General features: G+C 51.5%; 4 protein-coding genes. All 4 read right to left on the bottom strand.

Going from position 1 to position 15,004, the window contains the following annotated elements; translation table 11 throughout:
* Positions 1–20: 20 nt before the first annotated feature.
* The 4 genes from AC0YN4_RS03695 to AC0YN4_RS03680 all read right to left on the bottom strand — a co-directional run bounded on the left by AC0YN4_RS03695 (position 21) and on the right by AC0YN4_RS03680 (position 14,706).
* A complete protein-coding gene (locus AC0YN4_RS03695) occupies positions 21–5,876 on the bottom strand; it encodes a hypothetical protein (RefSeq protein ID WP_475835187.1) in 5,856 nt (1,951 codons plus the stop codon).
* A 19-nt stretch (positions 5,877–5,895) separates the two neighbouring features.
* Positions 5,896–8,598 carry a hypothetical protein gene (locus AC0YN4_RS03690; protein ID WP_475835186.1) on the bottom strand — a complete coding sequence of 901 codons (2,703 nt, stop codon included), beginning with the start codon at positions 8,596–8,598 and terminating at the stop codon, positions 5,896–5,898.
* 65 nt (positions 8,599–8,663) lie between these two features.
* Positions 8,664–12,158, bottom strand: coding sequence for a DUF6603 domain-containing protein (locus AC0YN4_RS03685; RefSeq protein ID WP_475835185.1), 3,495 nt, complete (start codon positions 12,156–12,158; stop codon positions 8,664–8,666).
* 25 nt (positions 12,159–12,183) lie between these two features.
* Complete coding sequence (locus tag AC0YN4_RS03680) at positions 12,184–14,706, bottom strand: metallophosphoesterase family protein (RefSeq protein ID WP_475835184.1); 2,523 nt, start codon at positions 14,704–14,706, stop codon at positions 12,184–12,186.
* Between the last annotated feature and the right edge of the window lie 298 nt (positions 14,707–15,004).

Genomic DNA, 15,004 nt, shown 5'->3' with positions numbered 1-15,004 from the left:
TCCTTCCTGCCAAGCTGGAATCAAATCTTCTTAACCATATCATATAGATTCATATCGATGGTTTCTTTGCCTTTTGCCGTGTTAAAAGGAAAGTGAAGCGCCGGAAGAACTTGTCCGAGGCTTTCCAATTCGTCAGGATCAACGGCTCGCAGTTTTCCAAGCTCGAGTGTCTCTATCAGGATGTCCTCGAGTATATCTACATTCCAGGGTCGATGTACTTCAGGTGCCACTGCCAGCAAGATAGCCTGCGGAGCTACGGCTCCGGGGGCGTTGTATTGGAAGCTGACCGCAGTCGTCTCCACCGGGTTAGGAATGACTTCAACCCATTCATCAATCATAAGACCTGCAAGCCTATTTTCACGGTCAAACCCATCCGGCTGGTGCGTGACCAGCGACAGCTGGCCGCCCAGCTTCTGGTCTTTAACAATTTCAAGTCCCACCCAGCGATCTTGGGGAATATAGGGCAGCTGTGCAACGTCGAAGGATAAACCATCCCCTCCGCCGCTTACCGCCTCGGCGTAAAGAAGCGTACTTTCAAGATCACCGGCTCCTTTGCGAACTTTCGCGACTTTCTGAAACCAGGTCTCGACCTCTTGAAGCCCTTGATGATCCTTAATCGATTGTTTGAGCTCCTTTGCATTTTGAGGTTCGAACAGTGGAAGCACCCGGAACGCCTCCCCGAAGATCGTTTGCAACCGGCCAGTATCATCCTGTTCCTTCAGCAACCCAACCACTTTGTCTAGCTCATCCGCGATCAATACTGCTTGTTGATGAAGCGCTTTCCGCCGCTCTTCATCTGTTTCGCCTACGCTGGTCGGAAGCGCGTCTCCATAGGTGTATGAAAGCCGGAATAACGCTAGATACAATGCCTCATAAGTGGCATCCACATCCTTGATAAGCTCCTTAAGGTCATTTACCGCCTCTTTGAAATCAGCCGCCACTTTATCGGCCCTTTTCTTGAGCTCTAGCTTGGAATTCTCGAGCAAATTTCGAGTGGTTGGATCATCTGCTGCGCGTATGGCATCACGCGATTCAAGCAGGTCCGTCAGCTCGAGCGCGCGTGCGCCTGTAATCAGCGAACGGGCAGATGCTGCCATCTCAAACAGCTCCGGAAAACTGATCTTGTCCCCCCCCCAACTGGAATCACGGTCGAGCAAAAGCGTCATCTGCATGTCGGGCCACTGCTGCTTAGCAGCTAGAATTAGCCGCCGTTCTATCTCTGTTTCCTGAATAGGGTATTCCATCTTGCCCCCTGACAGGACGGGCGTTCGCGAAACGGCGGTAAATAGCACATCAAGAGGCGATAAACTCAGCTCTTTCAGCGTGATTATTCCCTCTTTTACGGCACCGGTTTGCTCATCCGTATGTTGTACCTTGCAAATGACGCTCATTGGATCGCCAAAAAGTCGGGCCGCCCATGCGTTCAGTACCGGTTCTGCCTTTGCCCGCATCTGTAGGTCCGCTACCTTCCTACCTCCAATTTGTACATCTCCGTGATTCCAACTTTTTACATAGTGATCATTCGAATCGATATCTCCGAGCAGCACAATCACCCGATGTGTAATGCCAATCCCACTTCGCGCCGAACGCACAATCTCGGGCTCCGGCGGCAAGACGTCTCCGCGTGAGATGCCTTCGAGGCTGGCGGCTGCCCGTGTCGGATTCCCTTGTACAGTTTGATGTACGCTCTCGGCTACGACCAGGTCGCTCACCGCATCGACGAGATCCGACAAATGCCTTAACTCCGTCTCGATTCCGGAATGGTCTACATGCCCCAGATCGGGCAGACCGGAACCGGCATTGCCAAAGGGTATGGTGTCGCCATTCCACTGATTGTCGTCCAAACCTTTTTGCCAGCGCCTGAGCAGCGCTAATCCGTCGACGACGCTCGGGGCAGCTACCGCCTCAACATCTACGTCCTCGGGGGTGAGCTTTCCGGCAGTTAAGGGAGCGAGGTTACGAAGCTCCGGGACATACTTCATGAGTATCGAAGAGCGTTCTTGCAAGTTCCGTTCGAATCGATATCCCAGCAGTGCGCCCATCGGCTGTCCACGTCGGATGCCCTCAAGAAGGCGAAGTGCAAGCCTAACACGTTCCGAAGATAAATCCACGGAAAGCATGTCCCCTGTTCCCGTACCGGCATGGGAGAGATATCCGCTTCGGAGAATGGCCGCTGTGGCTGCATGTGCGACAGACGGCGCATGAATATATCCCTTGCTGACCTGCATCGGTGCCGGAACAAGATTTTCAACCCATCCGTAGGCGCCGACGTAAATCCCCTTCGGGTGCTTGCTCCGCAGCTCGCTCAGTCGCACCGACGCACATGCCGTAATCCATGCATCCAACCGGTATGAGCTTAGATCCAGATTCTCCTTCAGCAGCTCTTCTAACACAGCTACCGGCATTTCTGCCAAATCCTCCAGATTTTTTCGAAGCCTCGCAATCGGGGCGACCTCCATGCGGTTGGGAGAAGTGAGGCTAAGGTTGTGCAAATAGTCCGCGATCGTCAGGTTAGGATCGTGCGGGACACTCTTCTCTAGCCAGCGAAGCGGTGTCATCGTAAACGGCTCAGGAATGTCGATGAATTCGGGATCCCACAGCTTATGATTTTGCAACGGATCGCTCAGAAAGCCCATCCGCTCAGCAGCGGCGGCATATTCCCACAGGACCGCATGACGAAGCAGCAGATAGAGCAGCGACCGAGCAGGCTTAGATTTTTGCAAATCGAGCGGTTTTATTTTAATCATCTCGGCGATATAATTCGGACTCAAAGCGGCGGAGACTGCGTCTTCTTGCACGAGCGGCGCTTCCAACAACCCCGCCTCCTGGTCTAGCACAAGCTGTGCAAGTCGAGGCTCTCCAGCTAGCCCAATCCGCTTAAATCCAGAAAGGGCGGCCGACTTATGATTGCTCCGCCAAGTATCATCGAGCGGTTGATTCAAAAAGCGCCATAACTCATTCAAATAGCCTATTCCCATGACCGGACGGACCGTATAACTGCTCGATACGCCTTCCCTCCCCAGCATTTCCACCAAATTGTTGTTGCCAGTACCTGGTCTGCCGTAATAGGGAACGTTCGTAAGTGAGCGGCGCCATACGTCACGAAGGGACCTGAGTAAGTTCACGCGCCCGCTTGCCGTACCTAAGGAAACTTCATCCCCGCGGCCAAGATCGGCCAGAGCGAGACTCACTACCTCCTCACCCTGCCTGAGCCGAATGCCTTGCAGCGTGCGGGTGCTCCACTGTGTAATCGTACCGCCCGATAGCATCCCTGTGAACAGATACCCGCTCGTATTGCTATTTGGGCTGGCAATGCAGCTGATTACAAGCTCCGTTTCGGCACCTTTGACCTGGACGCTGACACTAACGCTTTTCACTTCAGCAGGCCAATTCGGTATTGCTTCCGGCGTTGACCATCCGGAAGGGACCCCGTCAGGACCAAGATCCCGGCCAATCTGGAAGAAGGCTGTGCCACTACCGCGCCCGGTGGCTTGCGCCATGACAATGATGAGATCCTGAAGACCGCTGTGATCAAGGTCTGCCATGGCAACGGCACAACACGGTGTGGCATTAATTTTCGGGATAGGAACGTTGACTACCTGGCTCCAGGATGACGCTTGCCCCTTCAGATCGAGATCCCAGCCAATGCGGTAGGCCGCGGTTCGGGCATTGTTCATTTCCGTTATGTGGTATATCAGCAGGTCAGGCCGGCCAGTTCCGTTCAAATCAGCGCAACCTACAGCCGATCCGATGATGCTGCCGACAGTGCTCTCGGGAATGGAGATTGGTTTGCTCCACTCTTGTGGGCCACCTTCTTCGTTCATCTGCAAGCCAATTTGATACAATTGTTTCGTCGTTATTCCATTTCCTGCGGATAAGTAGACAATTAAACTTGATGGATCGTTATTTCCAAGATTCGATATCGTCACCGCGATCGATGTGGAAGATATTGCCCCAGGTTGGGGATTCGGGAGTAGTTCACTAATGAGATCTTCTAGTTTTGGGGAGATGTCAAATGGTTTAGACCAGCGTTCTAAACCGTCTTTTTCCGTCACATTCCATCCTACGCGGGTGGATAAGTGTAGATACGGGGACTTACTCGTTTTCTCCATCACGATCACTACCAGTTCCGGCTCACATCCAGGTCGGTACCGCTCAAGTGAAGTAACCGGCAAGAGGCCGTAAGGCTGGTTTCCAACACGCAAGGCAGGCAATGGTCCGCGAGCCCGGACATAGTTCTTAAACCATGCTCGCCACTCCTCAAGGTCGGAAGTGCCAGCAGTGCCTGGAAGATCCATCATCTGTGAAAGAAAATAACCCCATGTCGCAGGCCATAACGTATCGTTGATGATGCGTGCATCCTTTTGGTCCCTATTGTCAGCATGCGGTACATGCCGGAAAACGGATTCGCGTATCCCGAACGCACGCGTGGTTATCGTACCATCTGTCTCGTCATTCGGCTGGATCAAGTCATTGAACTCAGAAGCAAAGCTTTCCGAATATCCAGTGTCTTTTGCGCCATGACCCGATGAGGTATTTGATGCGTTATTCGTCGGCGTGCCTACAGGCACAAAGCCGAGTCCCCACGTATAATGATGAGCGTCAAACAGATCGGCAAGGGACTCGGCGGACTCCTGTTCAGTCAGCGATACGCTGACGCCCATGACGATAAGCCGGTCGATTTTGGTTGCAAGCTCTGGTTTCAATCGAATCCGAATGGCCATTCCGATTTCAACGGCTTTCGTAAAGTCAGCCATCCACAGCATTCCCTCGTCCAGTTCAAGGCCGCTTGTCCCCACCTGCTTCCGGGGTAACTTTGGCGATGGGCCGGTGTAGACAGGACTGAGGATTGGGTTGCAGTAAGCCACTTGCTCTCTCTTGTCATCTTTGTACAGGCATACTTGAAAGCGGTCTGGCAGCAGCGCCGCTTGCGGCGTCTGTTCCTTCGAGTCCGCTGCAGGTGTACCATGCTCGGTCTGCTCTTTGATCCAAGCCGCTCGCTCCGGCCCAAACCGCTGCGCGAGTCCGATCCAAGCTTGCTGCCGCTCGGGGTCTGATTGAGCCGCGTTCATATGTCTCCAAAATTGCATGCCCCAATCGATCTCACCTTGTGTCAATGAACGGCGGTGACTGTCCTGTCCAATGTCATCCGGGTAAATACGTACCAGCAAGTCCTTCTCGCCACCGGGCAAATCGACAGATCGGGTCTCGATTCGAACAGGCAGCATAGCAATCGGAAATTTGTAACTCAGCTTGTTGGTCAGCTCATCAACCTTCTCATGGTACTTCTGAATGAGCACTTTCTCGGCTTCAATCTTCTTCAACGCAGCATCAAGCTTCATCATTAACTGGGCAAGCGCCTGCATCGCGTCTGCTTCCTTCAGCTCTGCTGCCATCACATTCGCGCTTGCCGCCGGAATTTGAGCGCTCATTGCCATAAGTTGATTCAGCTCGGACTGAATGGCATCCGAACGCGCTCTCGCATCGTTCGCCTTTGTTTTCAGCGCATCTAGCTTCTTTACCGCCTGCGCTAATTGCAAGCGAAGCTGCGCTTGCATCGGTGCAGGCGCGTTCGAAATTGATCTTTTTAATAAGTTCACTGCGGATTGGGCCGCTTGAACGTCAGTGTCAAGCTCAACTATAAGTCTCTGCGCTTCGGTAAATTGTTGCTGGAGTGTCGGGATCTGGATTGTCCGTTGGACTAACTCATCATGCACACGGCGAGTCTCTGCCGCATCGTTCGAAGCGACAGAGGCGAGTGCCTGAGCCGCTTGGACTTGTGGATTTAACTCAGCGACCTCCAGTGCTGCGACTGCCGCCTCGGTTCGGGCTTCAACAATTTTTTCTCGTAAAGCGAGCAGGTCGCTATTTGGCATGAATAATCCCCCCATATTTTTACTTCGGAAGCAAGTCACTGGCGTGAATAAACGTTCGAAACGGGCGCTGAAGGGTGATATAGGCTAACGCTGCGGAGCTTGAGCCAAAGCCCCAATTCACATTCGCGGTGGTATTCGGCTTAGGAAAGTTATCCTTCAGTCCGCTGCCTCCCTGCCCGCGATTGAGCTGAATATAGCCGCCTTGTGACAAGAAGACATCCTCCCAGCTTAGGTTGCCCCATGTCGCAGGCTCGTTAGAGCCGGCTTTCGGCGGCGTCTCGTCAAGACCGAACCGCGGTTCGGTCGGTTGCTGCTGCAGTGCAAAGAACCAGCCGGCCAAATTTGAATTAGGGTCCTCTCCTTTGGCTGTTTCCTTCGACAGATCAAACCCCAGAAACGTGATATCCGGTGCGAGTGAACCCCTAAAGATGGGGAATTTCTGTTCTGACGTTGGCTGACGGGAGGGCCTTCCATCGACCATCATCCACTCCCCCTTGACAGCATAGATGGTTGCGTTTGGATAGCGGCGGAGGAGATCGCCGCGAATCAGAAGAACCATTTGCTCCGCCACATCAGAGTTTTTGAGATGAGAGCCTAAAGCCTCTTTCCACTCCTGAATTCTCGGAATGTCCTTCCCATCATCTAGCGACTGAGGGCGCGGCACGCGGCCGCGCATGTCCCAAAACTGGCGGAAATATGACCCTCGCTGATCGGTAGGATATCTTCTCCATAACAGCTCGCGGCTCATTTCATGATTGAGGCCGACCATGAACGCCTCGATGAATCTCGGATTCGTCTCCAGCAGTGTCAATGTATTAAAAGGTACATGCTCCAATCCCGGAAGCAGCCAATCTTGTGATAGCTCCGCAAGCGCCGAATACATCGGTATCGGAAATTCCGGCGCCGCCATGATCGGTTCAATCGGATCTTCAGGATTCCACGAAGTATCTGAATAGTCGAGGCGTGCAAGCATGCGCCTGGCCACCGTCTTCTCCGGATCCAGTCGATCTAAGAGTATCTGGCATGCTTCGTTTAGGTTTAAGGAAGATGGCCAGTTCGGATCCCGAAGCCGAGGATCCCTTGCCGTGAGAAGGGCGGCTTGCATAGTAATGGCAGCGTCGCGAAAGCCATTTATGCTGGCGGATGGATCGATTGCCTTCAGCGCATCTGGCGTAGCCTCACTTAAGGTGCGCATGTCGGAATCACCTTCGATCCCATCGTGCAAGGCGGTGCCGGATGGTGCCTTTAATGCTTGTGTCGGACGGTATCTCCCTGTGTTCAATCCGCGGATCAGGTCCAGATTCTGAATTCCCCCGCCCCCGGTGATCCGCTTTGCCATCGGGCCATGTGAGCGGGTGATCCGGCGGAAGGCCGCCGAAGCGGGCATCTCCGTTAGTTGGGATTCCCCTGCTTTGAAGCGGACCGTCTTCCCGTCCCATAGCACCCGGGTATGGGCTGGACCGGTGATCTGCAGCAGCGACTCTTTCGGCAGAGCGCTTAGGTGATTCTTATGTATCTCACCTCCCACCGATCGCGCAAGCTGAGCTTGGCGGAGTGCCTGATTGGCACGCTCGATTTCCCCGACTTGCTCCCAGGCGGAAGCCATCAGCTGATCCTGCTTCTCTTGTACAATCTGCGTGCCGACACCAGCGGCTACACGATACCGCGGGTCCAGGTTTAGCTCCCTTAGCCATGGACGGCTGGTATCGGCAATCACTTTCTCTGCTCCGTGCCATTTCCCGTAGATCGGAGGAGCAACCTTAATCTCTTCGGGGGAAGATGTGGTTTCAAACGTACTTTGCAACTTCAGGACATTTTCCAGTGCAGTTACTAAAGGCAGCGGCACACCGGTCAAATCACTTAAATCCGGCGTATTCGCATCTAATTCTGGGACACGAAGTGCACCACCTAAGATGAGAGAATCGGCTCCGGGTACATTGTACCCGGGATTTATCAACTCCATTGGCCGCACGCCGACATGTTTCGGATCCATAGGACGATGTTCCAGTGCCCATACAAGCGCCTCAAAGTCTCCCTCCTCGCCCGTGGAAAACTCCCAATGATAGTAGACCGGTAGGCGAAGCTCTTCCGTATCCGCATCAGTCCAAGCCTGCTCGAGATTGGCTGATTCATCTATCGCTTCTCCGAGTCCCGCCTGAACGCCAGCTTTAAAAGCAGGCACCACACAGGCAACATATGCTTTGTTGGGAATCAGCTTGCGCGGGCAGACCAGCCTGGAAAGATTGTATTGCGAATTGCCGCTTAGCATCGCCCGCAGTTCCTGCTCCTGCGCCGCGTCGCCATTCAATTGCGCGTGTGCCCATGCCCACGATTCAGATAAATCGGGTAGCTTCTCCTTTGCGGGAGCAGTGATCTCTAAAACAGGTAGTGATCTGGCTGAAGTCGGCTTTAAAACGCTAGCCTCCTCGCTGCTCAACACTACAAGGACTACCCAAGGGCGCAGACGTGAGTTATTTGCGCTCGCAGGCGTGAACAGCCATGGAAAATCTGGCCGATCAAACTCGATGCTAGCAAAATAATTGGATTCGAACCCCGATGTCAGATGAGGAGGTTCTGTCCGCAATACCTGACGCTGATCGAAGCCCGTCACATCGCCAGGTCCATAGAGCGCTACAGGGACTTCGACTTCAAGAGCCGCATTGATTCTTAACTTGACCGGCACTTGAACCCGGCTGACTAGCGGACCATTCAGTGGATCCATCAAATCAGCGGGAATGTTACTCGCGAGGCCCTCCCTCACCCATGGTAAAAAAGTATAAGACGCCATTAGCTCACCACCTCATAACTTCCAACCACTTGCAGCTGCCCAACCCTGGAGCTGCTGGCGCTCTTACGCAGCACTTCCGCAGCCTCTATGTAGGTGACGCCACTGGCTGGCACAAATTGATTACCAACTGGTTGCTTTAGATCATTTGAGCCTGCCACACTATACGCCTCATCTTTCAGTACTACCTTTTTGCCAGGACCGGCAAACCGGGCTCCGCCAGACCTTCTCATCCGAGAATTCGCTGCAGCGCCCTGATCCGTAAGAATCGAGAAAGTATCCGCATCAAGCATCTGAAGGCCGAGCTTCCTGGTTTTAATCTCCTCTTTGTCAATCACCGCCGTTTCAAACTCAAATTCGGCGGATAACGCTTGACCAATGGCATAATTTGTCGGCATGACGCTTACGCCGGATTGAAGCTGCTCAAATGCCGGTCGCGACAATTTCTCGTCATCGCTCATCTCGAAAAACATGGATGGCGCAAACGCATCTTTCACAACGGGCATTTTAGTTACATCTTGGTCACTTGTACCGAACTTTATGGAGCTGATTTGAAACGTGCGTTCTCCTTCTGGCTTTGTATTGCCGTATTTCGTAATCTCCAGGCCTAGCGGCGCCACTTTCTGTCTAACGGTCAGCTCCCCCAGAGGGTGAACAAGCACGTCCTCGCCCTGCTCTTGAGTTTGCCTCAGCGTGACCAGCATATTGCCGTCGCCGGGCAGCTGCGCGCTCCAGTTTCGCCGGTCTTTTAAGGCGCTGGACAATGCTTCCATGATGTTAAATGTTTGTATTTCAACCGGAGGCTGTCGGTCCCCAACGGTCACATCGAAGCCGATTTCCCGTTTCCCCACGAACTCCAACATCGCTTTACCTGTCGCATGAAGCGGCTTAGGTCCGGTCAGTGTCAGCTGGATTTGTACTGCACATAAGCTCACTCCGTTGATCTTCACTGCAGCAGCCCCGCTGATATCGACAATAAACCCAAACGGATTAAATTGAAGTAGTGCATCAAAGCCCAAGTAGGCCTCCACACTAAGCTCAACTCGAATGGTGTCTATAATGACATCAACTTCGAATGTTTTTGAAGCGTAAAGGTCTAGCCGTGCGCCTATTTGAAACGTGTTGGACGTGACGGCCAAATAGGATTCAAGCCGCAAACGGGGGTTGTCGGAATCCGCCAATGAAATCGTCAACCGTTTTAAATCAGGGAAACCGGGAGGCGGCTGGAATCTTGGATGGAAGCCGCCAAGCGCCAACGCAAATACCGGACTGGCGCCAAAGTTCGTTCTCATCGCCATATCGCCTGTAAGGACGAACATGGCAAGACGCGAATCGTATAGGGTGGCATCGATCGAGATATCCCCTTTGTCGAAATCAATCGTACCGATGACATCCATATGGATCACGGCAATCGCCGCTTCTTCCTTTGGCAAAACAAGCTTCATTCGCCCGAGCAGTGCCAGCCGTACGGGTGAGGGTAGCTCGAGCAGAATACCCAACTCAGCCGTAAGTACCGTCGGTGTTCCCCAGGCCAGCTTCACCATCGGACCGAATACATAGCGGCCCGGTGACGGAGGGAAGATTGACTGCAAATCACTAATCATTCGGGAGGCGTTGGCCACGGGATTGGGCGGAAACATAATTGAATCGAGCGTACGGTTTTTCACGCCTGCCCTCAGCACGTCCAAGTTCATTGAGCGGTTCGCGCCGAGCAGACCACCAACTCCGTTAAGAGTGATACCGAAACCGAGCTGAATTGGCGGGAATTCAGCCGATATGATCACGAGAAGTGAAAAACCCTTAGATCCGTCCGGCATGCGGGTGGTCAAAAGACCGACCGCTTTAAGAGCGATACCGCCTTTAATTTCCAGCTGCAGGATGCCGGCGTACTGCTCAAGATCCGGATCGAAGAATAGATATCCTCCACCTGAAACGGCAGAAGCGTCAATGATCATGCTGGCCCCTTTCGGCGGCATGAAGTCAGGTAACAGGTGAAACGGTCCCATGTTTCCGCTATTATCAGGAAAAGATAACGCATATCGCATGCCGAACCGCTCCACTGTAGCTTCGAAGGGTCCGAGTTTAATGCTCGCCGTTGTCCCTACCTGCATTTGAATATCGGAGTTGACGGCTTGAAGAGACAAATAGACCGAATCCACTTTTAAGAATCCCATGTCCACATGAATCGGCAGCGTCGTCTCAAGCCCCGCGCTTCCGCGGAAATAAAGACCTTTGCGTTTGGACCATCCTAGCGCGAGATCAAATTCAAATTGAAACCCGTCTTGCGGGAGAACTTTCCGGAGGAAACCATCATTATCGGCGGATTTAATGATTAATGCCGCTTCGCCAATCTCAAACAATATTCCGTAGTCCTGTTCATCCCTCTTCAGGCTTGCGTAGCCCGAGATGGAGAACTGGCCTGCCTTCACGTGAATACCCTCCTCACTACCTAGCTGGAAAGCGAGTCCATCCTCCACTTGTTTCGTCACGTTTACCTCAAGCATAACCTTGTCTGCTCCTGCATCCGACATAAGGGTCAGTCCATGCTTCCCAATGGCAAATGCTTGAAAATCCGCGGAAAATAAAATATCCAGAAGCCAGCTAGGAAATTGATGGTGGAATTCGAGTGACCCAAAAGGAACCACGACGAGGCCAAGGTCTCCCTTATCCTCCGCCGAGAGCGCAAGTGTGGCTCCAAATTGCGTACTCACGTCTGGTGAGGCATAAGAACGAAATGCGACGCTCAACATGCTATCAGCGAGCTCATTGCCGATTGGACCTAAGTCGTATCCGGAATCAAAGTCAATACCGTAGACTGCGTCGAAACCAAGGGCGTAAAAAAGATACTTGAGCCTCCCGAACAATTTCTTCGCGGTAGTACTTGTATCCTCTGCATTCGCAAGTCCAGTCGGACTTAGGTACTCATTCTTCAGCATCGCTACCGGATCACGGAGCAAATCTCCCAGCTTGCTCAAGTGCAGCCTGGGCCGTTGATGAGGATAACGCAATAGTCTCCCCTGCATGTCCGTAACGGCATCAACATGATGAGCGTCAGTACCCGTGTCATCAGCCAGTCCTAACAGAACTGCGACATGCCATAGAACAGGATGTTCAATGATAAGATACCGAACGAAGAGATATTCTATCAGATCTTGCGCCACCAGATCGAAATTTGCAGGGCGTTCTATCTCGGAAATAAGCGAGGATATTCCGCGCACCTGACCCAATATTCTTTGTACGGTATCAAGAGCGTCTTTCATCTCCGTTAAGCTGGTAGGCGGTTGCTCTGCAAAATTGACGATCTGCCCGTATTCAGCCGAAAACTGTCCGAGTGATGCTAATAAATCATCGAGCGGAAAACCGCTAATTGCGTTGAGATCCCATCCGATCTCGGCAAATATTCTAGGGATTTGCCCCGGATTGCGGCAGCTCTCTTCAAGAGGCATCAACATCTTAGAGAGTTCACTGAATACGATCTGCTGGAAATTGTTCGCCACAGCACACCTCCATCCTATTCTACTCCTATGGTTCGATATGAATTGACGGTTTGTTCCCGGAAGAAACGAGGCTCATCTCGTGCTGTGTTAAGGGCTTTAGATCTCCGGTCAAGGGCAAACACCACCACAAGCGGTGGTAAACTTTTGGCGGGTTCAATTCAAATGTGACTTCACCTATGTTATTGAGACCTACCGCCTCTCTTCCGGCACCTTTGTTATTCAAATATTCCCAATGGAAAGCTCCCACGTCCTTATAAGTACCAAGGCTGTTGTTTCTATCTGCGGAATCGGGTGGTGTCGCAACGGTTGGAAGACTCATTTCTTTTATTAGTTCATTCCCTGTAGCGCGTGTTTCTGATAAATACTCGAGGCGGTACATGCTGTCTGGTTGAATATTTGCTTTTTTCACGAAGGTACTGTTGATGATCCTTTCGTTATGGCGTTCCCCGGACGCGATTTCCCAAATCGGTCCATATACAGTGTCTAGAAAACTCCCATATGAAACTAGATCCTGTTTGTCAGATGATAAAGCAAGTCGAAGATTATTTGCACTATTCTCCCAATATATAAATTCTTGCGGCATCAATGGCGAATCAGAAATAGGCTTATGCCCTTGCATATGTACTTTGTAAGTCATGTTCGGGTCTTCGTTCTTTAATGCGCTTGAAGTAAGTTGAACGAATACCGCGGTACGTTGTTCTTCCCAGAACTGACAACGTATGCTGTACCCATAGTGAACGTCTCCGGATAACAGAACCACTTTTCCGCCGCTACCTAGTCTGCTAAGCAAACTCGCGAAGGATTTCGGTTGAAGCTTCCAACCTTCTTTATCCGGTATATACGAACCCAGGAACTTGTGAGCAAGAGGTTCCACCAATTCTTCAAGCCAGTAAACGCCGAACACCGGTTTCGGCGAGACGACCAAAGTTATGTCGACGGTTGCATCGGGAGCAAGGTTCGCTGCCTTCAGTTGCTGACTCAACGAGTCGGGTAAGATGAGCTCTGGAGCCCCCTTGTCTGTGCCGAAGCTGCGCCAGGTCCGTGTATCGAGAACAATGACTCGATGTTTGGACCAGCGCTTGGTAAAGTGGTATTCGAGTCGCTCAGAATCCGCCGGGACGGTCCCTGTTCCCACATTGACTTGGTGAGCTATGGAATCAATCCCTACGCAGCGGGTAATTTTATCTAACTCAGCTGCATTCGTGCCGTTCCATTTTTCAGCCGATTCTAGCAGTTGCTTTCCGGGCCCCCTCGTAAACCTCTCCGGGGTATTGCCCCAAGCTTGAAATATTGAGAATGCCGTTAATGCGTTGGTGATAATGCGGCGTGAGAGCTTATTGTCCGCTTTAAGATTACCCTTGGTCCATTCGCCGTTGATGTACCAATCATCCGTTACATCATGATCATCAAACATCATGTAAGTAGGAATGTTTGCCAGCACTCGTCGGACCCTTAGTAGTGTCGACCGAAAATGTTTAATGTTCTCCATCTCGCTGATATATCGGTCGCGGAGCTTTTTGACGTCTTCATGGGTTAGTTCATCTTTGTATAAACGCCTGTAATTATTAAGCTCATCATCGTCCAAAATATCTAATCCTTCGAAAATTTGCCTGCTTGATGGCAAATCGGCTGGCCACAGCTCAGGGCTCCAGGTAAAAAGGTACATGGCATAAAACTCCCCAAGAGACATCAGATGATTCCATGCTTCTGTACTCGTAAATTTCTCGATCTTCTGCTCTTTGTTTTTCTCAATATCCTGGCAAACAATTTTCATCCGCTTTGTAGGTAGAATATCGATCACATTTTTAGATATTGACGGCGAAACCGGCAATTGTTCCAGCCAGTCGAGCAGCATGTTGCCAGTGCGCGTCAACTCGTAGAGCAACGGTGTTGCAACATCGTCTGCGTAGATTTGGTCTCCAGTTAGAAAAAGTTGATGAGGGCGAACGTTAGCTTGTTGGCTCAGCGGTCTATCAAGTGATTCCCTAATAATGCCGTCAAGGCTCGTCAATGCATCGGTCCCCGGAGCATGCGGCTTACGGCAAGAACCGTGGAACACTCTTAAATTCCTAATATCATTAGGGGGCAGAGCGAACCGGGGAAGAAGACCAGGATTGTAACCAAGCAGCCTGGTATCGCCATCTTTCCCCAGCAGCTTTTCTGTCCATAGATTAGAGCCGATTTCATTTACGTTCTCGAGCGGTGCATCCGGCATCGCAGGAGGATCTCCAAACGCCAGGTCATAGCAATAAAGTTTTCCTGGTATTAGCTCGCCATTGGTTGCCGTTACGCAAGCTACGTGGAGGTTCGTTCCAAGTTTCATTGTACGGCTAGTCCCTATCAGTACAGCAGGAGCCCGCTCCCGATCACCCCCATCGACAGTATTCGGCGCCACATTGCCGTCAAATCCGTCGATAACTTCATAAACGCGCAATGTAACCCGACGAGATGTTTTGAGCGCGATCCAGACGGTTGCCGAATCATCGACGACCTCCCGTAAGATGGGACCGCAAATAATTAATGGCCAATCTTTTAAAGCAAGCGGCATATTATCCCTCCAATTGATTAGGTTGGTATAATATTTGATTAACTTTAATAAGGAATCTAGACTTTGCCTGGATAAAAGTAGAGTAGATAATCTTCTGAAGAAAGAAAAACACATCTATTTGAGATGTTCCACTATGAGTGGACAAGAGTAACAAGGTAGCGAATAAATGGGATGATTCGCGAAGAAGATTTTTTTATTGGTAGGGGAAATAAGGAGGCTGCATCATAGATACATTTTGTATCTAATATTGGTTAATAATTACATAAGGTCCCGGTCATTGCACTTCGTTTACAAAGTT

This window comes from Paenibacillus sp. J22R3 (genome assembly GCF_056269305.1).
Note: the sequence above shows the minus strand (reverse complement) of the source record. Positions and strands in the feature narration are given on the sequence as shown.

Coding starts and splice junctions, on each gene's coding strand:
- AC0YN4_RS03695 (WP_475835187.1), bottom strand. CDS start 5,876: ATGCCAAATAGCGACCTGCTCGCTTTACGAGAAAAAATTGTTGAAGCC.
- AC0YN4_RS03690 (WP_475835186.1), bottom strand. CDS start 8,598: ATGGATCCACTGAATGGTCCGCTAGTCAGCCGGGTTCAAGTGCCGGTC.
- AC0YN4_RS03680 (WP_475835184.1), bottom strand. CDS start 14,706: ATGCCGCTTGCTTTAAAAGATTGGCCATTAATTATTTGCGGTCCCATC.